The organism is Hymenobacter negativus (genome assembly GCF_016056375.1).
In the GTDB taxonomy this organism is placed as follows: domain Bacteria; phylum Bacteroidota; class Bacteroidia; order Cytophagales; family Hymenobacteraceae; genus Hymenobacter; species Hymenobacter negativus_A.
Genome location: NZ_JAEDAE010000002.1, coordinates 637,212 through 658,402, shown reverse-complemented (window position 1 = coordinate 658,402; position 21,191 = coordinate 637,212). Strand labels below are relative to the sequence as shown.

Sequence of the window (21,191 nt, the reverse complement as noted above, 5' to 3'; positions counted from 1 at the left end):
AAAATGGGTTAGAAACGGCGGTTATCAAATTTCTGGTTGAATCCAGCTAACCAGCGGCTATTGATATCAAGTAGTATTTCGTCAACTACTGTATCAAGCACGTAAGCGCCAATTTCTGTGTCGTATCGGTTAATCTCTTCTGCGTACTGTCGACCAAACTTCTGCAATTCTTCCTCCGTCAACTCAGTCTGCTCATAGAATGCTACCAGCCCATCCCTAATTTTCTGTTGGCCAGTTGCTACCAGTTTTGCATCAGCTTTCCCTGTGGGTTTGTGATGTTCCAAAAAGAGGGTAGCAAACCCGTCCAATAGCAGCAGCGCACCATTTGTTGGCGCACTTTGTATCAGGCGCGTACAGGCTCCGCGTAAATGCTTGATGTTGTCCTTCTCCTGCCCCAGGCCGTCTGGTGGGTCGGCCATATAGCGCAGATATTTCAGTACTATCTCTTGGCTAAAAAAGGTGCCTTGTTTCAGGTCTTCGGGCAAGTGTTCAGCGCGGGCGTATTTCGAGTTGAAGTACAAATCGAAGTACTCAATTAGGTCATCTCCTGTCAGTCCTCTGCGACAGGCAGCTTCCATTTCGGTAATAGCTTGCAGGCGTTTGGTACTCACCTCTTGATAGGTGAAATCTAAAATCTGCCCCAAACACTTTTCAAGTAGTGAATCTCCCTTCTCCCGCTGCTCCGCATCATTGCGCATTCTTCGCGCTCGCCCGCCACTTGTATAGCGGCTGAAGTAACGCTCCAGATTATTCAGATAATCATCTTCGCTCTGTGTCTTTGGTGCCAATATTAGCGTCAGAGTGCGGGAACCGTAGTCGATGGTATAGTCTTCAACTACACCCAACAGACATAACCGATACACAGCTTTGTAGGTGTCCTGCTCGTCCCGAATACGTAGAAAGTTGCGACGGATGGTATCGAACACCTCCGCTGCCGGCTGCGGGGTGAGCGCCGACTTAAGATTATTCAGAAATTCCGTAGCGCTGGCAGCATACATTGCCGCACTTCGCAATATTGGTTCAGGCAACGTGAAGCCGTGCGCCGCCGCTACTTCTGACATCTCACTTAATGCGCCGTTGGTAAATCCAATAGTGAGCGGTTCTGGTCGCTGCCCTGGAAGGACCCGAGCTAGTCGTGGAGCTATGCCAGGAGCCGAGGAAGCAGTGGTGTGCGCTGCTAGCCAGCTGCCCATCGCTTGCTGTGAATCCTTTGCTGTATCTGGAGCGTCCTCTTCCAAATAGCGCACCAACTCATCAATAATAGCATCTGCCAAGTCTGCATCTATGCTTGGATGACGGTCAACTACTACTTTGACGGGTGACATTGGATTCATGAAATCAACCCGTCCGTAGCTTACGCCAAACGCCTGATTTACATAAATGGAGCGCGGTACCCCGGCACTCGGTTTAGGGTAAAGATTTAGGCTTACCGGAGCATGGAAAGTAGCAGCCAACTGTTCAGCCAGTTCCTGAATAGCCTGCCCCGCCGGGAATGTCACCATCGTCAGCAGCTCATGCATAATAAGCGCTTCCTTAGTTCGGCCCTTGAAGCTGCGCTGGAAAAACTGTTTCGGGATTTGGCTGTCGTTCTCATGAAACAGCACGTAGTTCAACGCAAACGCTTGGTCACGTCCCGCCCGCCCGGCTTCCTGCACGAAGCTCTCAATTGAACTGGGATAGTTGTAATGGATGGTAAACCGCACATTAGGCTTATCAATCCCCATTCCGAATGCTTTGGTCGCTACCAGTAAATTAAGGCGGTCGCCAACGAAACGGCTCTGCATCAATTCCATTTCGGCTGCGCCCGCATCGGCATCTGGGTCATTTTGGTCGCTGCCCATGAAATAGCCCACCTTCAACGGCAACCCATCCATTCCCTGGAGCATGGTGTATACGTTTTGAACGCCTGCCGCATGTTTTTCCGATTTGTACGGACAGAAAATCAGTCCTGCATTGGAGTAATACTCTTGCTGGGCTGCAAAGAAAGTAGATGCCTCAAATCCTCGCGGAATAAACCGCGCCTCAAATCCTTCTACTCTCTCCGCCACTTCAATTCTCTCCTGAATCTCGTCCGGCAATTCGTATAGTAGCTCCCGCAGCCGCTGGTGCTTGGCTGCGCCCACCGGGTCCCAATGTTTTTTGTGTTCAGCCTCGGCAACCACCTCAATTATTCGGTAGCTAAGTTCATCACGCCGGTTGGTCTTGGTTCTGATTACTGCATCCAGGTCCAGCTTTAGCTCCCGTTCTACGTCGGCTAGCACATCGAATGAAGCCGTGGCCGTTAGGCCATATAGAGGCACTGGCTCGTTCTCAAACGTGTGGCAGTAAGTTCGGGCATTATCTCCCAGGCGTAGATACTGCGTCCGAAAATCGTGGCCCCATTCCGACACACAGTGCGCTTCGTCAACCACACAGTAAGAGAAGCCTACGCGCCGTCGCGGGTCGTCCAGGCTACGCATTCGCAGCAGTTGGTCACGGAATGACTGAATTTGCATCCGTTCCGGCGAAATAAAGAAAAATAGTAGCTGCCCCCGGCTCAGTCGCCGCAGCCGCATCTCACGTTGAGCCGCCGACCGCACCGATGAGTTTACGTAGCTCGTCGCATCAATCCAGTTCTTATGCAGCCCTTCAAACTGGTCCTGCATAAGTGACTTGATGGGGTCGACCACCAGTGCTACCCCCGGCTGTAGCAACACCGCCAACTGATAAGTCAAAGATTTACCCCCGCCCGTCGGCAGCAGCCCCAGCACACTTTTTCCCTGAATGCCCCGGCTCAAAATAGCCAGTTGCCCCGCCCGAAAATCATTCTTGCGAAAAATGTTGCGCAGAAAATAAAGCATCGGCTCCTTGCGCTCAGGTATTTCCGGATACTCTCCCTCACCATTCTCAGGTGTAATCTGCACGATAGGCAAGTAGGGAATCAATGGAGCCGTCTGAAAGCGGCGTGCCGTGTCCGGCGCGTAGGCTGTACGAATAGATAGCCTGACCAGCGCTGGCACCATTGCCTTCCCCATGATGAACCCTGGCCGCTGCAGCATCGACACATCAAGCAATAGGTCAACCTCACCATCACTGGCGGCCGCGCTCAATGGCCTTACTGAGTGCCTAGCTATTTGGTGTAGCTCCGCGGTTGCATATTCGGCCGTGGTGTAAACCCGCAAGTCTATTTCGGGTAAGTGCCGCTCCCGGCCTTCCAATTCATACAGCTCTAGGAAAAGCTCTTGCAATCCCTCTACTGCTAAGTGCCCGCAGGGTACGTCACGCTCAATAATTGCCACACTCCACCGCTGCTTGTGCATAGGCAGTACGCCGCTAGCCATACACTCTATCATGGTCCGCTGCACACGCGCCACGGCCAGGGGTGTTAGCAGCAACTGCATTGCCCGACGCCCGGCCTCATCCGCGTGCATGGGCTGATGAAAATTGGTACTCAGGTGCCGCAGATAGGTGTGCTTGCTAACGACTTCCCGTAGTGGCCCGAGCGACTTTTCTGGTGCATCAAAGTCCGACGTAGCCAAGCGGGCAGTAACCCAGCCCGCTTGCTCGGTAGCCCAGTCGCGCCGGTTATCCTTGACGCTTTGCCGGGCGTCGCTCCGGTGTTGCGAACCATCAATTTCTACTACTACTCCCTGTACCGGCGGGCTACCCAAGGCCGCCGCGTTTCGGTACCAGGGATAGGGTAGAGCTAGCGTGAAATCGAGTGTCTGCTCCGTGAATTCCGATGCATTCACCAGCAGTTGCTTATGCAGCTGCTCGCGCTCATCGGGCGCAAATTCAAGCAGTGACCGCAAAACCGTTTGGGGAGCCAGAACTTGCCATAGCTCTGGGCCAAATAACTCCGGTACCATGCGGGTAAAAAAACGCCGCTCGAAATCACTGCCGTGGCTGGCCCACCCCGCCAGCTCTTGCCGCGTAGCCGCTGTATCTTGTATGCGCGGTTCCACAACGTGCAGCGCCCGCCACAGTAGTTGCTTCCACTCATCCGTCACGCTGCCCAACTCGTAGCGGATTGTTCCCAAATCAATTGCTTCTGCAACCTCAGCCGGCCATACCTGCTGCAGTACCTGCGCTACTAGCCTCAAGGGTGCGCGGGTAGGCATCCCCCGTGATACCAAATTGCCAGCTACCGCCAGCAAACTATCCGGCTCCGTGCCGTGACCTTCTAGCGGGCTACTGGATTCTAATTCGAAATAGCTAAGGCTCCGCAGTAGCGCCAACACCTTGTCACGCCCAATTCCTGGCCCGTCCTCTGCCGCTCCTTTGATTAGAAAGGGTAGAATTTCCTCAATAAAGTAGCCAGCGTGTAGTTGAGCCATAAGTTAGGGGGGATACAGCGAAGTATTCAATAATGGCCAGTTGGAATTCCAGCTACGTCAAACCTTGATTTTCTTGATTACAAAATCCCTCCCATCTACCCGAAACTTGAACTGCGTTTTAGTCGCGCTCAGCAAATCCACATTGCCGTAATGCATCTGCCTGTGATGGTTAGCACACAGCGTAATGATATTCGCTAGCCCCAATGCCCCGACCGCCAGGTTTGCTACTTGGTCAACGTGGTGCGCCTCCACGTAAGGTTGTCCGTTTTCCTTCAGGAACCCAATAGGGTTAAGCTTCATCGCCTCGCACAGGAGGCATTTGTAGCCTGTGTGGCGCTTTGCTAGCGTTGCAATGCGGCCCCGTTCAATATAGACTGAAACCCGCCGCTTCTGCTCTGGCTTCATCTTCTGCATTTTGGCCTCCAATTCGGCGATACCACCCAGGGTGCCCGCGTCCGGGTTATCAACTAGGCCGCCCAAGCCCTCGCCATCCGTCTCCTCTTCCTGCCCGAGCCTCTCCAGCAGCCCCCGCAGCTTAGCATTTCGGCGGTTGCCCCGCTCTGCTAAGCGCAGGATGTTGATGACATTATCCGACGTCAAGTAATTAAATCCCCGCTGCGATATCTTCTTTCCAGTCGGCAGTAGCTGTTCTCGCACCACAGATTCAGCATCAATTACCACCGGTTTGGCGAAATACACGATGTCATCCACCTTGGCCCGCACGTTACCAAAGTTAAATTTCTTGAAAATCGGGTGCTTCGCTTTTCGCAACGTTTCCCCGATTTCAGGAAAGGCATACACTCCGACAATGCACTTGCGGTTGTCGTGCTGGTAATCAGAGCTCAAAAAGAAAATGGCCCCTAAATCACGCACCTGTGGATTCCTGTTGAGCATTGGGCTATAGCCAATGTAAGTGCCATCCGCTTCTGCCGGGTACAGCTCGTGGCCGAAATTCAAATGGTCGGCGGCCTCGCCATTATCGCGCACAAAGTCATATTTCGACTTTTGCAAGTCTTCCTTTGTGAGCGGTTTCGTCCAGCCAGTGCTGCTCCAAGTGATGGAGGTAAGAATACCGTAGCGGTCGAGGTTTTCCATTAGTTACTAATCAATCGATGAATAATGAAGCCCCTAGTCCTCAATTGACTCGTTTTCCTCTACCAGCTCTTCCTCGACATCATCAATCGTTATTACTGGTTCATCTGTCGTCGGAACGGGCCAGATTTTCACGGCTATGTCCGCCAGCGCGTCGGCACGGTGAAGTATAGCATCCAAGTTCCACTGCGTTGCCGTAGCTACAAGCTTGTTTAGCCGGATAGGGCTGCCCACAAAGCCACCTTCTAGTGCCTTCTTTTCTGCAAACGGGCGGTCACTCATCTCGGAATTGTAGCCGGTAAGTGTCAAGTTGCCTATTGTGTGCAGGTACTCGTCGTGTACCGTTACCCAGTCGTCGCCAAGTTCCCGCTGCCAAGCCTCCGAAAGGTTTTTATTTTGCGGCATGATATGCTCCAGTGTGTACTCGCTCACGTTCACACGCTCTTTGCGGCCGTAGTTCTCCAAATTAGATAGTAGAAACTTGCGCTTGCCGAAATGATAAGAATTCCGCTCAATAAAGCTGCGGCGAAACTCTTCATCCTTTGGGAAACGCCGCGCCCAACCCAAGCTCAAGAATCGGGCCTTCACGCTCGCCAGATAGTCGTCTCCGTTCAGCTGCCGCCCAAAGCTGGCAAACGTGTTGCTCAACGTGTTTGTCGGAAGCGCACATACCGCCCGCCGCATCAGATAGGCTTCTATCATCTGTACCACTTCTACTAACCCCTCCTTGCTCATCTGCCCAGCTGCTGATGCAGCATAGGCACTCAGCAGATATGGATAAGCCACCCCAATTTCAAGGTTGCGCAGTTGCTTCAAAGCGTCCCGAAGCCCGGCGTGCTCTTCCTTTTCAGGTTGCCGCAGCCGCACGTAATACGTAGCATGGTAATACAACTCCTTCACCAGACCTTCCACCTGTTCGGCCTGTACCCGTCCCGCCGCGTAGTCGGTCTTGAACGTCTGATACACCGTCCAGATATTCACTGTCGAGCCTAACTTCATTGTCAGGAAGTCGCGCATAAACTCTCCGAACATGCTGCTGTAGGCATCGCCAAACGCTGCCTCCATGGGATACCAGTACCCGTCATACAGCGCATCCTGCACTGGTTTGAGTTGACCCATTAGCACGTAATTGCGGATAAGGTCTGATTGGTCCAACGGCCGGCCCGTTGAGTTCAGGCTTTCGAAAATTAGCTGCGGGTTATCAACGCCGCTCTGCAGCGCCACGCTCACGACCATTAGCTTTTTGATTCCTTCCCACAGCGTCGCTACGTCACCTGCTACCTCCCGCTCGAATAAAGCGAAGTTAGCCGCCACTCGCTCTGACTTCTGCGAGGGCAGCGGGTTACCGTTCACTACCGCAATTAAGGTTTCCTTGTCGCGTTTTGTGAGCAACAACCGCTGCAACAAGTCGCCTTGTTTCAGCCGGTTGGTCAGGTATGTATCGGTTAGCTCTTCGCTGGTGGTGTCTGATTGGAGAGGTTCGCCATGCTGTGCTAAATAGTTTGCTAGGGCTTTCAACAACAACACCATGGTAGTAAGCCGCTGCTGCCCATCTATGACGAGAAAGTTGCGAATAGTACCTATCGCGTGTGCTTCTTCCTCAAAATACACCACCGACCCAATGAAATAGGTAGGTCGCGTATCATCTTGCCCCACTTGTCGAATGTCGTGCAAAAGCCGCTGGCACTCGTCCAGTGTCCAGCTGTACGGCCGTTGATAAATGGGAATGGTGAACTGTTGGCGACCCTCTAAAAGGCCTAGGAGTTTTGTTTCGGTGGCTTTCATATTGCTGGTAAGAGAAAAAGAACTTTCACTAAACTATTTCGAACGCAGTAATAATTTTTGCCTTTAATTCTTCCGATAGCGGCGCCCTTGCATGAGGGTTCTCTATTAGTTTAAAAGGGGTATTCACATCATCTTGTTTGATTAGAACAGCAGACAATGCACGGTTTTGGTTAATCCTGATAATTCCGTCTTTAGTAGGGCCTTCTATTATCTTTTCACCATCATAAAAAGATGTTGGCGTGCCGTATAGCACTTCGGTTATATCTTGACTTTGTATCCAGTGGTTCTTATTATATAAAATAACAACCAACGGAATGCCTTCTTCAGTTAAAGATTTATATTTACTCAGTTTTGATTGTAGCCGCTTTCTAATCGATTTTATATAATCCTTGCTTTCATCGTTCGAACTGTAAGACTCAATTACCGAAAAGACTGTTGGCCCTCCATAATTAGAAGGTAAAGGCCAAAAATAGCCGCTGATAATAAGGCCATCTCGGAATCTTAGAAAGAAAGGTTCATTAAAAGTGGGGGTTGGATGCTTTTGAAAAAGTTCAATGAATGCTTTTTTGATTTCAGTTGGTTTGAAGTTGATGTTCTTTTGTTTAATCGGCTTCCCTTCATCGTCCACTTCTTCATCAGGAGAAAAGTCAATTCTTATCACCACTTTAACGTCGCTGATAATCTGGTTTATAGCGGAAATAATTTCGTGTTGCTGTGATGGTGCTTCATCAAAAACAGCAAATACCTCAAATGCTAAAGCATCATCAACCCAGAAATCAGGCGTCTTCCCTCCAACTATTTCCAGTGGTTTTTCAATCTCAACAGTTGTAAAGGCTTTTTTCAGCCTACGAAAAGCCTGGACTTCTGCAATTGCAGATATTGATTGCTTTTTGTCCTGCGATTTTATTTCGCCAAGTGTTTTTGAAATTCGTTCAGAGGGATAGGCTTGTAAATCTTCTTCAAGCTGTTGTCTAACGGGTTCCAAACCCGGTTCCTGGATGAGGTACTGAAAGTAGTTTTTGTAATGCTGATGTTCAGTGCGCTTAACTGCTGACATCAGTTCAGGCGTGAAAAGTAGTGGAGTTGCCATTGTTTCAGGTTTATGATTCTTTGTTCGATTAATTGATTTAAGCCCAATACCGATTCCCCAGCGTCGCCAGGTTCTTCACATGGTCAAACACCGCCTGCCTCCTTTCCAGAAACACCGGGTCCGGGTAGCTCTCCTTCGGTAGGCCTTTATCGTCGTCGTCCAACGCCTGCCCGATGTACACCAGCACTTCGTTTTGTAGCTGCGAATTCTTGTGCCAGTCCGGAGCCATTACCGTGCGCTTAGCCTCCTGCGAGCGCAGCTTTTCCAGCAAGTGCTGCGCGGCCAGCTTCACCCTGGCTTCCTCGCCTTGCTTCAGCGCCGGCACAAACAACAGGTCAAAAATCTCCAGTTCCGATTCGCTCAAGCCGGCCGCCGCCGCCCGCTTTTCCTCGGCTTGCAGCTTTTCCGTATAGGCTTTCAACTCCTGGAAAAAAGCCGTTACGTCACTACTGGCCGTATTATAGCGCTGGATGATTTCGTGCAGCCGCTCGGCCAAATCCACCCGGCTCACGTTGCGACTCAGTAGCCCCTGCACTTTATCGGTCAGAAATGCTACCATGTCTGCTATCGCCAGGTTCTTGTGGGGCCGTGTGTTGAAACGCTCCTGCAGCTTCTCCAGGTCTATGCCGCTCAAATCCAGCTCCTGGCCCTGCGCCTCGATATGGTAGCCTTTGCCGTCGCCCTGCGCCACGATAGACGGGTCAATCAACTCCCGCACCCGCTTGTGAGCATCGTCCAGGTCACTGCTGTCGCCCTGGCCTTGCTGCATGATGCGGCGCACGTACTCCAGCGCGTCCTTCAGCCGCCGGTACCGGCCCTTGTATGGCCCGCCGCCCACCAATAGCTCCTCGGTCAGAATATTCGGCTTGCAGGCTTGGTAAAACGACGTAACCGCCGTTTGGTACACCCCAAATTCCTTCTTCAATTCCTCCGTCTTCACCAGCCGGTCAGCCATGTCTTCCAGCTGGCCCAGCTTGTCAAACGTGGCCCCGCTCTTCAGCACTTCGTCCAAGCTCAGTCCTTGCTTTGCCAGAAACTTAACCGCCTCCTCAATCGCCGCGTCCAGGTAGCTTAGGAGTACCTCGAAGCCCTCCACTGGCACTTTGGGCCCTTCCGGCTCACCCTCACTACCTACTCGCTTCGTGCTCGCGTACTGCACCAGGGCCTTTTCCAGCCGCTTGCTGTCCATTAGCCCGTAGTAGTCCATGATGAGCCCATTCGTCTTGGCAATCGGGTAGAGGGTGGTGTCCGTCGCTACGTGGCCATTCGCATCCAGCGCCACCGCCACCCGGTTGGCGCGGGCGATGGTTTGCATCAGCGTGTGGTTTTGCAGTGGCTTGTCCAGATACAGCGTCGAAATCGTTGGCGCGTCAAACCCCGTCAGCCATTTAGCGCACACAAACACCAGCCGCAGCTTGTCGGTAGGGTCCCGAAACCGGTCTTCTATCGTCTGGTGGTCGTCGCCCCAGGTTTTGTTCATCAGCTCCCGATGCGGCCGGATATTCAGACTTAGCCGGTCAAACTTCTGCTCTTCCTCGGCCTCCTCACTTACAATGACGGCCATTTGCGTTTCCTGCATCCACTTACGCCGCCGCTTTAGCTCTGCTTGCTCTTCGCTACCGTCGGCCGCTGCGTTCAGCGCCTTCTGCACCTCGCGCTGCTTCAGCTTCCAGCGGGCCTGCACTTTGTCGTACATCCGTACCGCCGTAGGTTTATCCAGGCTCACCACCATGCCCTTGCCCAGGTAGCCCCGGTTGGGGAAGTGGCCCACAATATCCTGCGCTACTGCATCCAGACGGTCACTGTCAGTCAGCACCGTCATCACGCTGGCGTACTTGCGCGTCAGAGTTTCCTGCTGCTCCTCACTCAGTTCCTCATCGGCCATTATCTCCGCAAACTCCTCGTTGAGCGCATCGTTTTGCAGCTCCATCTTCGGCACCCGGTTGTGGTAGAACAGGGGCACCGTCGAGCCATCCAGCACACTCTGCTGAAAGTTGTACTGGCTCACGTAGCCCCCAAACCATTCCCGTGTCGTCTGCACCGCGTCGAGCAGGGGAGTACCCGTGAAGGCCAGATAGCTGGCCCCCGGAAACGCCCGGCGCAGGTTCTCGCCCAGGTCGTTGTACTGGCTCCGGTGCGCCTCATCCACCAGCACCACGTAGTTGCTTTCGCCCCCTTTTAGTCCTGAATCGGCGGCTGGCGTCAGCTGCGGAAAGCCCGCCCCGCCGCGCCCGCTCGGATTCTTAAACTTCTGTATCAGCGTAAACATGACCGGTGCGTCCGCCCGCACCAGCTTGCCCAGGTGTTCGCCACTCTTGGCGCGGGATTCGGGGGCCTTGCGGTCGTCGCTCAGCATCCCGGCCCGTACAAACGTCTTCCACAGCTGCTCCTCCAGGTCGTCGCGGTCCGTCACCATCACAAACTTCAGCTCCGCGCCTCCCGGCACCGTGCGCCGCACCTTCTGCACGAAGTAGGCCATCGAAAAGCTCTTGCCCGAGCCCTGGGTGTGCCAGAACACCCCCAGCTTGCCCGCCAGCTCCTGCCGACGAGTTAAGGCGTCCACCGCTAGGTTCACGCCCAGGTACTGGTGGTTCTTAGCTACTATCTTCTGCCGGCCGGCGTAGAACAACACGAAGTTGTCGAGCAAATCCAGCAGCGTTTCTTTCTGAAATAACGTCTGCATCACCCGCACCACGTCTACTTCGCCTTTCGCCACGGCGGCCGGCTCTTCCTCATCATCCCGCTCCCAGTTAAAGAAATGCTCCCAGTCCGACGTGTGGCTGCCCACCTTCGTCACCAGGGCATTGCTCAGCACCACCACCAGGTTGAAGTCAAACAGCCGCTCGATGTCGCGCCGGTAGTCGGTCAGGTTCTTGTCGTAGGCTTGGCGGGTTTCCTCCGTGCTGTTTTTTAGCTCCACGAACACCAGCGGCAAGCCATTCACAAACACCAGCAGGTCGGGCCGCCGTGTCTTCTTGCCGCGTATTGTCAGCTGCTGCACCACCGCGAAGTGGTTGTTGGCCGGGTGGTCAAAATCCACGTACCGCACCCGCGTGTTCACGGATTCGCCCGCCGCGTTTTTGGCTCCTGGCAGGCTCACGCCATCTTGCAGCAGCTTCGTCACCGCCTTGTTGCGGTCAAACGTATTGCCGGGCTTGATTTCCGTCAGCTGCCGTTCCGCCTCGGCCAGCACCGCGGCCGGGGCGTGGGGGTTCAGCTTCTGTAGGCTGGCCCGCAGTTGCCCCAACCGCACTACGTCCCGCGAGTCGGCCCGCCCAAACTTGGCATTTGCTGCCACCTCGTCTTTCAGGTGCAGGTCATACAGGTTCAGGTGCTCATCGTAGTGGAGCTCCTCCATCAACACCTTCACGGATGCCCGCTCGATGTCGTCTTCTGAAATAAAAGCCATGTTTTGGGTAGAAAAACAATCAATAAATACGAACTAGGTGCGACTGCTAAATTTCTGCGGTTTCCAAAGCCTCAACTGCCAGCTGGCCACTCAATAGCCGGGGCAATAGCGCGTCGCGGGTGGCGCGGAGGGTCGCCATTTGGGTACTCAGGATTCCGATTTTCTTGTACATTGGACCGACCAGCTTATCAAATCGATTCATCGCCTCCATCGCCGGAATAATTACCGGCTGGTAGTCGATAAAGTCCTCAAACTGAAAGTTGCTGATGCCCGTGCTCTGCACTTCAAACTGTGCCATTTCTTGCGTTTCAAGCAAATGGTCAAGCAGCTGTTGCAGGTAATAGGGGCTGATTTTCACTTGGTCTGCCCTGATTAGCTTACAAAAGCTCGCCGGCATCACCTTGTCCCCGAATTTTGCCAGGGCTTCATCGGTAATCAGCACGTTGCGACCCAGGCCTTGGTCTGTACTGCCGCCCGACACCTCAAATACAATGTCGCCTGCCCGTAGCTCCCGGCTGGCCATATTAGATGCTTTGTGGTAGCGGTACACATCTAGATTTACCTGGCCCTTTTTCAGGTTCGGAATGTCTGTGCCACGCACGACGTGGCCGCCTACTGTGTGGGCGTCATCGGGTTCGTCTTGACCCCAGCCTCCGCCGATATAGAAATCTAATACCTCGCGTAGCTTTCCTTTTCGCCATCCTACTGGTAATTCTTTCTCAACCCCAACTATTACTCCCAGCCCGCGCCCGCGCACAAACCATTCCCGGTACACCTCATGCGCCAACGCTTGTAACGTTGCTATTTGCACCTGGTAGTTCTCCAGCAGTGAGTCGTAGCGCCCTAACACCGCCGCTATCTGCCGTTGCAGATGTAATGGAGGCAAGGGTATTTTAATGTTTTTGAAATACTGCCAGTCAGCACGTTGCCGACCACTCGCGCCGACCATGCTACCAATAGCATGATTGATTACGTAGTCCGTTTTTAATAAATAAAGCAGATAGTTTATGTCACTGACTTCTTCTTTTTCATCAAAAACAAAAAACTCCGTTGACCCAAACCCTGTGCCTCCTTCTCCTAGTTTGACTTGCGCAATTTTTCTATTTTCTAAGCACGGTGTAATTCTAGCAAACAGAATCTGACCGTTGCTGAATTTTGCGCCGCCTTGTCCGTCGAATATCTCGTCTGAATAAGAGTAGACGAAATTATCAATCGGATTAATGTCTTGCATCCCGACAAAGGCATACGGTTGGCCTTTCTGCAACTTTGTTTTTGGGCCGAATACAACCGCTTCTCCAAGCTCTACCTCAGGCCATTTCATACTGCTGCCTCCTCCCGTACAACGTCCATAAACAGTATCACCATATCTTGAGCCAACTCGCTTTGCAGTTGGTCGGCTTCCTGGTGTAGCCGCGCCAGGTCGGCGGCCTGCGCTTCCACAAACTCGCGGAACTCCTCCGGCGTGCGCCCGTCGTCTTCCAGCGCCACGCCCACGTAGCGGCCGGGGTTAAGCGAGTACTGCTGCTTGGCAATGTCGGCCCGGCTGGCCCGGTAGCATAGCCCCTCCACGTCGCGGTATTCCCCGTCCGGGAAGTGCCCATCCAGCCACGCCAACTGCGCCTCGAAGTACGCGCACCGCTCCAGCACAAACAGCAGCAGCTCCCGGGCTTCGGCCGCCCGCTTCAGCAGCCCGCGCAGGCCGGCTCCCGCCCAGGTCTTGTCCTTCTCGGGCCGCAGGCTCTTTTCGGCGAAGTTCACCAGCGCCTCGGCCCGCTGCCCCAGCGCCTGCACGCCCGCCTTGTCGACGGGCAGCGCCTCGCCCGTCAGGGCCAGCAGCGCGTCCAGCTCTTCAACCCAGTAGGGCGGCAGCAAGGCTTCCCGCGCCGCGTCGCTCAGCAGCATTTCCACGCCGGCCCTCCAGTCGGCCGCCCGGCTGGCCAGGGCTACCAGGGCGTTGGCGTAAGCTTCGCGCTGCGCCGCCATGCCCCGGTACGTCACCGGCGTTTCGCCCGCGTCGTCGGTTATCTCCGTGTCGCGCCATGCCTTCAGCGCCGCCAGGTAGCGCTGCCGCAAGGCCCGGAAGTTGTCCGTTTCGCCCCGGTACAGCCACACCACCGCCGTCAGGTTCTGCTGCTGCGCCTCCGTGAACACGCGCAGCTTGCGCGTTACCTGCTGGTAGGTGCGCCGCGCATCTAGCATCAGCATTTGGTCATGGCGCGGATGAGTCTCGTCGGTTTTCGCCCGGTCCAGAAACCACAGCGTCACCGGTAGGGTCACCGTGTAGAAGAAGTTTGAGGCCACGGTCACCATCACATCCACCATGCCGGCGTCCACCAGCTTGGCACGGGCCTCTGCTTCGGCCCCGCGTGCGTCGCTCGCCGAGTTGGGCATCACGAAGCCCGCCCGCCCCGTGGGCTTCAAGGCCGTTGCAAACAGCGACACCCACAGGTAGTTGGCGTTGCCATAGGTTTCGGCCGTTTTGCCCTTGCCCTTCTCGGCCAGCTTCGGCCCGTAGGTGGTAAACAGCTGGTGGCCGTTCACGTCAGCCGCGCCCACTCCGTCCACGTTGAACGGCGGGTTGGCCATCACGAAGTCAAACTTGCCCGCCGTGTCGGCGTAGTCGCCCTCGTAGGCCGTATCGGCCAGCGACGTTACCACGTTCCGAACGTCGCTCTTCAACCCGTTCACAAACAGGTTTAGCCGCGCCAGCTCTGCCGTTTCGCGCACCTTTTCCTGCCCGTATATCGATAGGTGCCCCTTCGCCTCGTGGCTCCGCACAAACTTGGCCGACTGCACAAACATGCCCCCCGTGCCGCAGGCCGGGTCCAGTATTAGCCCCGTGTGTGGCTCCAGTATCTCCACTATCAGCCGCACCACCGAAGTAGGCGTGTAGAACTCGCCGCCCTTCTGCCCTTCGCTCAGCGCAAACTTGCCCAGGAAGTATTCGTAAATCTGCCCGAACACGTCGCCCTCCGCTGCCTGTACCTTGGCCACCGTGCGGATAATGTCAGATAGCACGTCGTCCGGAATATTGCGGTACGCCGTCTGCGGCAGCCGCAGCGGGTCCTGGCCCGCCGTCAGCCCCACGTTGTTGGCATCTTCAAAAGCCTGCATGGCCGTCACCACTTTTTCCTGCACGTTGGTGCCCCGTGGCAGGTCCACCAGTGCCTTGTCAAAGTGCGCCTCGTCGGGCAGCCGGTAGCCAATCAGGAGGGTGTAAATCTGCTCCCGTGTGAGCAGGTTGCGCCCCGTCTGTTCCTCAAACTGCGCCTCCGCCTTGAGCCGCAGCTTCTCAAACCGGTTGGTGGCGTATCGCAGAAAAAACAGCCCCAGCAGTGGGGCCGCGTACTCGCTCGACTTTAGCTTGCTTTTTACCCGCAGCTGGTCGGCTGCCTTCCACAAGTCCTCCTCAAACGTTTGGGGACGAGGCACCCGGTCAAATAATATCGTATCCACTAATGTTGATTCATAATTTTGAAAACCAAGTGCTTGCGGCATTCGCTAGCACTGCGGCAGTGGCCACGCCTCAATACCCTCGGCTGTGTAACGCTGTTAACATGAGGCACCAAAAGTGACTCATATCAGCAACGGTGTACTCATTCTGGAAAAAGTATAGTTACTTTGTGGCAACCACTGTCGATTATACAGCAAGTATAAGCTACTCCGTGGTAACAACCACCGCTTATCCGCTTGGCTTTAGGCCCCCATTTGTTCTACTCTGGCAAATGGATTGGGTAGCAAACGCTTAGCATTCCCCTCCGATTTCCTTTCCTCCGCGCCCTTGTTATGGACGACAATCTTACCAAAATTCTGCTGGCTGTAGTCGCGCTTCTTGCAGCAGGTGCCGTTATTACTTTCAAAGTCATTCAGAATCGTAATACACACAACTCTGGCCGCATCAATGATGTGACGCAGAAAAACATCCGCGCCGGCGGCGACGTGGCGGGTGGCGACATCAACAAGAACACGAAGTAGAGATGTTCGGAGTACCGCCGGGCACTCGCACGTCCCAGGATGACATACGTGCTGGCCGCGACAACGCCGGCCGTGACATTCGCCACGAAACGACTATCAACAACTATTCTAGTCGTAGCGCCGCTTGGAGCAACAAGCTGGTCGAGCTGGGCATGCAGTACCTGGAGGAGCGCGCGCAAAATTTGGGTGGCCACCGGCCCCTGATTGACAAGCTCGAACACTACTCCACTTTGGCGGAGGACGAGGTAGAAGTCATTGGTTTGGAGCAAAAACTGGTTCTGGGAGGCTACAGCTCCCTTTATGGCTTCGCCGTCAAGACCAAGGAAATGTTCGTAAAACACCTCACAAAACACCAGTTTTCCGAGGCTGCGCAGAAAATGTATGCTATTTTGCTGGTCGAAACGTATGCTTGTTTTGAGCAACACGTTTACCCCTCCATCGTAGCTGGACTACCAGCGCAGCAGGTCATGTACCTCGTCGAAGAGCATGTGTACATCTACTTGGAAGAGAAGCTTGGCAGCAACGTACTCGACTTGTATAAGGACGAAATATGCGGCATGCTTTACTTTCTGACAGGGAATTGCCACATAAAATGGCACTAACATGCTAGTCTACCACCCTGCCTTCGACCTATACCATGCCGTCTGCCGATTCCTCAAACTGCTCTATCTCACCAAGGATAAAAGTTACGCCACCGAACACATCAAGCTGATTGATTATTTCGTGGTCTTTCCAGGTGAGATAACCAAGATGCAGTTGCCCTTAGAGTACAGAAGCTACCGCAAGCTTTTCAAGGTTAACCCCTACGAGGACGTCTACAACGGGCCAATTGTGTTCCGCCAGCTGCAAGGCTACCAGGACTCTGCCCTCCAGGCAATGTCTGCCTACGCTTTTATCGACCCTCTTCTGTATCGCAAGGGTGAGGTTAAGCTCTCCGATAAATTTTTTGGTGAGGAAATCGATATGCTTGTTTCTCAGCCGATAGAAAACGCTGTGCTGGCCGAGTTTGTCAACCAAGTGCTGCTCAAAATGCCTTACGAAGGCTCGATTGGGCTAAAAGAACGTTCTAAATTATTCTAGGTGCATGATGCAAAAGCTCGCCCCAAGCCTCTTCGTTCGAGAGCTTCAAGTTTATAAGGCTGGGAAGCAAGTATTTCAAGCTTCGTTTCATCGTGGCGTGAACATCATCCGCGGCGAAAATGGCTCCGGCAAATCCACGGTGATGAACATGCTGTTCTACGTCCTGGGCGGCGAGTACACCCAGTGGACCGAAGACGCAAAGTCCTGCGATGACGTGTATGCCGAAGTTGAAACATTTGGCGCTGTCTTCACACTGCGCCGCAAAATAGCTGTATACCCGCCACCAATTGATATTTTCTGGGGGCCTCTCCCTGAAGCATTAGCTTCGGCAATCGGCTGGGAAGAATACGGAGGCCGCCGTACGGCCACCAAGGAAAGCTTTTCGCAGTTAATGTTCCGGGCGATTGGCTTTCCCGAGGTCAAGACCGAAGACGAAAGCAATATCACCATGCACCAGGTGTTGCGCCTGCTCTTTATCGACCAAGCCACCAACTTCACGTCGTTGATGATAGACGAGAAGTTTGACCCGCCGCTTACCCGCAAGGCTACTGGTGATTTGCTGTTGGGCATCTATGATAATGAGCTGTACAGCGCCCAGATAAACCGCAGCCGTCTGCAAAAAGAGTTGGCCGATTACACGAGTGAGCACCGTGGGTTGCTTTCCGTAATGAAGGTGGCTGGCCAGTCTACAACAATTAGCGAGCTGGAAATTCAGCTTCAGGAGCTTCTGCAGGAAGTTGATTCCATCAACGCGCAGGTTGCAGCCGATAGCACAACCTTAAAAGTCAAGAAGATTGACACAAATGTTGCCGAGCTCAATAAAACCCTGTCGGATGCCAAAAACGCCCTCGGTAGTTCCTTGCAGGAGCTCGAAAAAATCGTTTTGGATGTACAGGATTCCGAAGACTTTATTGCCAGCTTAAAGCATCGGGTTTCGGCCCTCAATGAGTCAATTGAAACCCGCCGAATTCTAGGGCAATTGCCCATCACCCAATGCCCACACTGCTTAGAAGCATTAGTTCGGGACCAGCAGCCAGAAAATAATTGCATCCTGTGTGACCAGCCCCTTCCCCCCGAGGCCAAGCAGACGCAGGCCATGCGTATGCGCCAAGAACTCGAACTCCAATTAAAAGAATCAACTGGATTACTGGTCGACAAGATTTCCAGAAAAGAGCTGCTCGAAAATGCTATCCCGAACCTTCGCTCAAACGCCAGGCTTTTACAACGCAACTACGATGCGTTTATCAACAAAAGCCAGTCTTCCCGAGATGAACAGATTGATAAGCTTCTCATTAGAAAAGGGAATCTGCAGGCACAGCGTCAGTTTCTGGAACAGCAAATCAATGTAATGAAGCTGCTGGATGCTGCCCGGCGCAAAATTGAAGATGCCAAGCGACAGATTGCGGAATTAGATGATATCATCCAATTGAAACACGAAAAGCAACGCCGTAACTCATCGATTGCGCTTAATTCAATTAGCAGATTCGCCGTCAGCCTGCTTAAACAGGATGGCCATTATGAAGCCGGTTTTGCCAATGCCAGCCGTGTAGAGGTCGACTTTTCTAAAAACACATTTGCCGTCGACGGTCGAAATAACTTCTCTGCTAGCTCCGTAGTCTACGCTAAGAATTGCGCGCTTTTTGGGATTTTCTTTGCCTCGCTAGAAAATCCCTTCTTCCGTTACCCTCGCCTAGTTATGTGCGATAACATGGAAGATAAGGGCATGCAGCCTGAGCGCAGCAAAAGATTTCAGCGGAGTGTTGTTTCCCTCTCGGAGCAGTTCGACGTTGAGCACCAGATTATTTTTTCGACCTCTATGATAGATGAGTCGCTGAACGTTGACAAGTATTGCATCGGCGAATTCTATGGTCCAGAAAATAAAACGCTGAAGCTGAAATCAGCTTAGTATTTCAGGTGATTCACTTAGTGATTATAATCACCAAATCACCTTCTCCTAGGTACGCTAGGCGTAATGACTCTGCCGCCAAGCCAAGGGTTTTTAATGACTGGTCTTAGATTTCTTAACCGAGGCTTTCACCCTACGCATGAAAAGAACAATACTATACTACCCTACGATTGATATTCCACGAGCAGATTGGCTGAGGCACGCTTTGTTATATTGGGATGAGGTTAGTTCAATAGTGCCCAAAAGTTGGGATAATGAACTTTTATTGGAGTTGTCTCCCGAAATCCACTACTTAATGGACGAAGAGCAGTTCAGACCTGTTAAACCAGAAGAGCTAACTGATAAACCAGATAATTGGGAAGCTTTTGAAGCGTTCCAAGTAGAGTTTAAAGAAACAGTTCGAAGCGACGAATTTCAAGGTTTTTTAAAACGTCGTGCTGGGTCACATAGTATTAAAATTCACAGTAATAAAGTTGGGAATAGTTCAAGAATTCATTCCAATAAAACGAATAATGGAATTTATGAATTTCTCGAAGAGCTAGGTTTGGCTAAACGAAATCAGGATAGCGAGTGGATTGATTTCGAGAACAGTGTAGCAATGCTTTATATGTCTCTGCTCGCCAAATATCTTGCTGATGCCGCTGACAACTATACAGTAATAGGTACAGACAATGCAGGCTATGAAAAATTAAACTTTAAGGCTGATAATAGAAGGACTGGAATTCAAATCATGAGCCTAAGCCTTCATAATATTATGCCCACGCCAAATAGTAACGTTCCATTCGAAGAGATAATCAAATTCAAAAGGCTTAGAAAGGATAATTTGAGCCATTTCAACAAGAATATATCAGCCTTCGAGTCAAAGGCAGCTAAGGTGACATCCAATTCTGAAATGAAAGAAATTGCTATAGATTTTCACGAAACATTAATGAATGGTGTCAAAGACTTGGATAAAGCCTTGAGTGATTCGAGAATTGAACACGTTTTTAAGTCTTTCAAATCTCTTATCAATTTAAAGTCACCAACATCTTTTGCAGCAATTGGCGCTCTAGTTAATTCTCAAACGAGTTTATTCGATATTCCGGTTGCAACAGAAGCACTTGGTGTTGCCGCAATAGGAGCTATAGAATTAGCTGGTAATTATATTGATGCTAGCAACAAGAGGAGAGTAAGGTTGCGGGAAAGTGCATTTTCATATGTCTATTATGCTCAAAAGGCTGGGTTTATTAGCCGTTATAATTAATTCAACTACTAACCTGGGAGATACTTTAGAAATTCATTACCCAACTTCCTGCGCCATTCCGAAGCATCGTCTTTTTCTTTCGGCATGCTGGTTTGCGCCAAGGCCATACGCACCACCAGCGCCACGTTCATAAGTCCCACGGACGCCGCAAGCCCCAGCAGCTGCCGCTGAAATAGTCGCACCACGTATTCCACCAGCTTAGCGGTGGTCGGTCACTATTCCAGCAGCATCGGATAGCTGGCAAAGCCACGCCTGAGCGCATCAAACTCTGGAAAAGCCTTTCGATAAGCTTACGAATTAGTCAACGGCTCACTTCCTCTGTGCCGCCAGGTTCTCCACCAGCGGCCACAACGCCCGTAATTTCGGCAGCCGCAGCTGATGCCCGTTAAACCGTTGCACCCCGTAATCGTGCCCGCCCAGCTCACCAAATCCTTCAGCCACGCGCACCCGGTAATCTTCATCTACCCAAAACAAGTGCCGGTCAAAAGCCCGGTGTAAATTTGGGCAGAGCGCCATCCCATTCCCGATAGTATCATCCCGGCTCACCGACCAGGGCACGATGTGGCAGGCATCCAGCAGCGGCGCGGCCCCCGTGGTGCTCACCAATTGCAACCCCGACACTGCGCAAGTCGACTCATACGCCCGTAGCACTTCCCGCCCGAACACCGCACTCCGCACCAGCACCTCGGTTTCGTCGGCCACGTCAATCACCCGGTTGTACATGGCCGCCGGCTCCTCCAGCATCTGCCGGCCCAGCTCATCCAGCTTTTCCTGACCAGCCCGCGGCCGGAAATAGTGCCGTGTCAGCGGGAAGTAACGCGCCAGCAGCGCCTGCCTCACCTGCTCGCGGGCCACTGGCTGCAACAGCAAGTCCCACAGCGCCGCATCCAACGAAGCGTAAGCAATAACATCGCGCAAGTGCCCAAAGCTCCGCACCGACTTCGACGACGTCAGCACCAGCTCACGCCCCGGCCGTGCATGCAGGTGCCAGAAACCACTGCTCTGCAAGTGAAAAAACGGCATCTGAAACGGGCAGGCCGAGTATTCCGGCCCCGGGCTTAACAGCTGGCAGTACGCCTTGAAAGCGGCAATCAGCTCCGGCGTAATCTCAATGCGGTTGTGCCGAATACCCGCCTCCTCAATGCCCTCCAGCACCGCCAGCAACAGCGCCGGCTTGTACGGCGACTCCAGCCGCACCCCCGCCACGGTGCGCACATCCACTTTCAGCTTGGTAATCTTGGCCAGGTAGGGTAGAAACGTCGTCAATGGGAAAGGTGTAGGCAAATGGGCAAGTG

General features: G+C 53.0%; 14 protein-coding genes. 5 read left to right on the top strand and 9 right to left on the bottom strand.

Translation table 11 applies throughout. The features are described 5' to 3' along the window. Positions 1-8 precede the first annotated feature (8 nt). The 7 genes from I7X13_RS07665 to I7X13_RS07635 are packed head-to-tail and all read right to left on the bottom strand — an operon-like array spanning position 9 to position 15,124. The gene (locus I7X13_RS07665; protein WP_198075018.1) at positions 9-4,316 is read right to left on the bottom strand and encodes a DEAD/DEAH box helicase; all 4,308 of its coding nucleotides are present in this window, start codon (positions 4,314-4,316) and stop codon (positions 9-11) included. A 57-nt stretch (positions 4,317-4,373) separates the two neighbouring features. Next, the gene (locus I7X13_RS07660) at positions 4,374-5,411 is read right to left on the bottom strand and encodes an HNH endonuclease (protein WP_198075017.1); all 1,038 of its coding nucleotides are present in this window, start codon (positions 5,409-5,411) and stop codon (positions 4,374-4,376) included. 33 nt (positions 5,412-5,444) lie between these two features. After that, entirely contained in the window at positions 5,445-7,193 is a 1,749-nt protein-coding gene (locus tag I7X13_RS07655) for a DUF262 domain-containing protein (RefSeq protein ID WP_198075016.1), read from the bottom strand. Positions 7,194-7,221: 28 nt separating this feature from the next. Next, positions 7,222-8,283: a hypothetical protein gene (locus tag I7X13_RS07650; RefSeq protein WP_198075015.1), complete on the bottom strand. Its 1,062-nt coding sequence runs from the start codon at positions 8,281-8,283 to the stop codon at positions 7,222-7,224. Positions 8,284-8,320: 37 nt separating this feature from the next. Next, positions 8,321-11,692 carry a type I restriction endonuclease subunit R gene (locus I7X13_RS07645; protein ID WP_198075014.1) on the bottom strand — a complete coding sequence of 1,124 codons (3,372 nt, stop codon included), beginning with the start codon at positions 11,690-11,692 and terminating at the stop codon, positions 8,321-8,323. A 46-nt stretch (positions 11,693-11,738) separates the two neighbouring features. Next, positions 11,739-13,013: a restriction endonuclease subunit S gene (locus I7X13_RS07640; RefSeq protein WP_198075013.1), complete on the bottom strand. Its 1,275-nt coding sequence runs from the start codon at positions 13,011-13,013 to the stop codon at positions 11,739-11,741. Continuing rightward, complete coding sequence (locus tag I7X13_RS07635; RefSeq protein ID WP_198075012.1) at positions 13,010-15,124, bottom strand: class I SAM-dependent DNA methyltransferase; 2,115 nt, start codon at positions 15,122-15,124, stop codon at positions 13,010-13,012. Before I7X13_RS07635 ends, I7X13_RS07640 begins: the two co-directional genes overlap by 4 nt. 354 nt (positions 15,125-15,478) lie before the next feature. Here I7X13_RS07635 and I7X13_RS07630 point away from each other — a divergent pair, with 354 nt between their 5' ends. From I7X13_RS07630 to I7X13_RS07610, 5 genes are all read left to right on the top strand, one after another. Beyond that, positions 15,479-15,667 carry a hypothetical protein gene (locus I7X13_RS07630; RefSeq protein WP_198075011.1) on the top strand — a complete coding sequence of 63 codons (189 nt, stop codon included), beginning with the start codon at positions 15,479-15,481 and terminating at the stop codon, positions 15,665-15,667. Between the two features lie 2 nt (positions 15,668-15,669). After that, positions 15,670-16,269, top strand: a complete 600-nt coding sequence (locus tag I7X13_RS07625; protein WP_198075010.1) for an ABC-three component system protein — start codon at positions 15,670-15,672, stop codon at positions 16,267-16,269. Between the two features lies 1 nt (position 16,270). Beyond that, entirely contained in the window at positions 16,271-16,747 is a 477-nt protein-coding gene (locus I7X13_RS07620) for an ABC-three component system middle component 5 (protein WP_198075009.1), read from the top strand. 4 nt (positions 16,748-16,751) lie between these two features. Continuing rightward, entirely contained in the window at positions 16,752-18,653 is a 1,902-nt protein-coding gene (locus I7X13_RS07615; protein WP_198075008.1) for an ATP-binding protein, read from the top strand. Between the two features lie 139 nt (positions 18,654-18,792). After that, positions 18,793-19,896 (top strand): DUF6236 family protein, encoded by a 1,104-nt coding sequence (locus I7X13_RS07610; RefSeq protein WP_198075007.1) that lies wholly within the window; start codon positions 18,793-18,795, stop codon positions 19,894-19,896. A gap of 8 nt (positions 19,897-19,904) precedes the next feature. Here I7X13_RS07610 and I7X13_RS07605 read toward each other — a convergent pair whose 3' ends face one another. Further along, positions 19,905-20,090: a hypothetical protein gene (locus I7X13_RS07605; RefSeq protein WP_198075006.1), complete on the bottom strand. Its 186-nt coding sequence runs from the start codon at positions 20,088-20,090 to the stop codon at positions 19,905-19,907. A gap of 115 nt (positions 20,091-20,205) precedes the next feature. After that, positions 20,206-21,162, bottom strand: a complete 957-nt coding sequence (locus tag I7X13_RS07600; RefSeq protein WP_198075005.1) for an HNH endonuclease — start codon at positions 21,160-21,162, stop codon at positions 20,206-20,208. Positions 21,163-21,191: the final 29 nt, after the last annotated feature.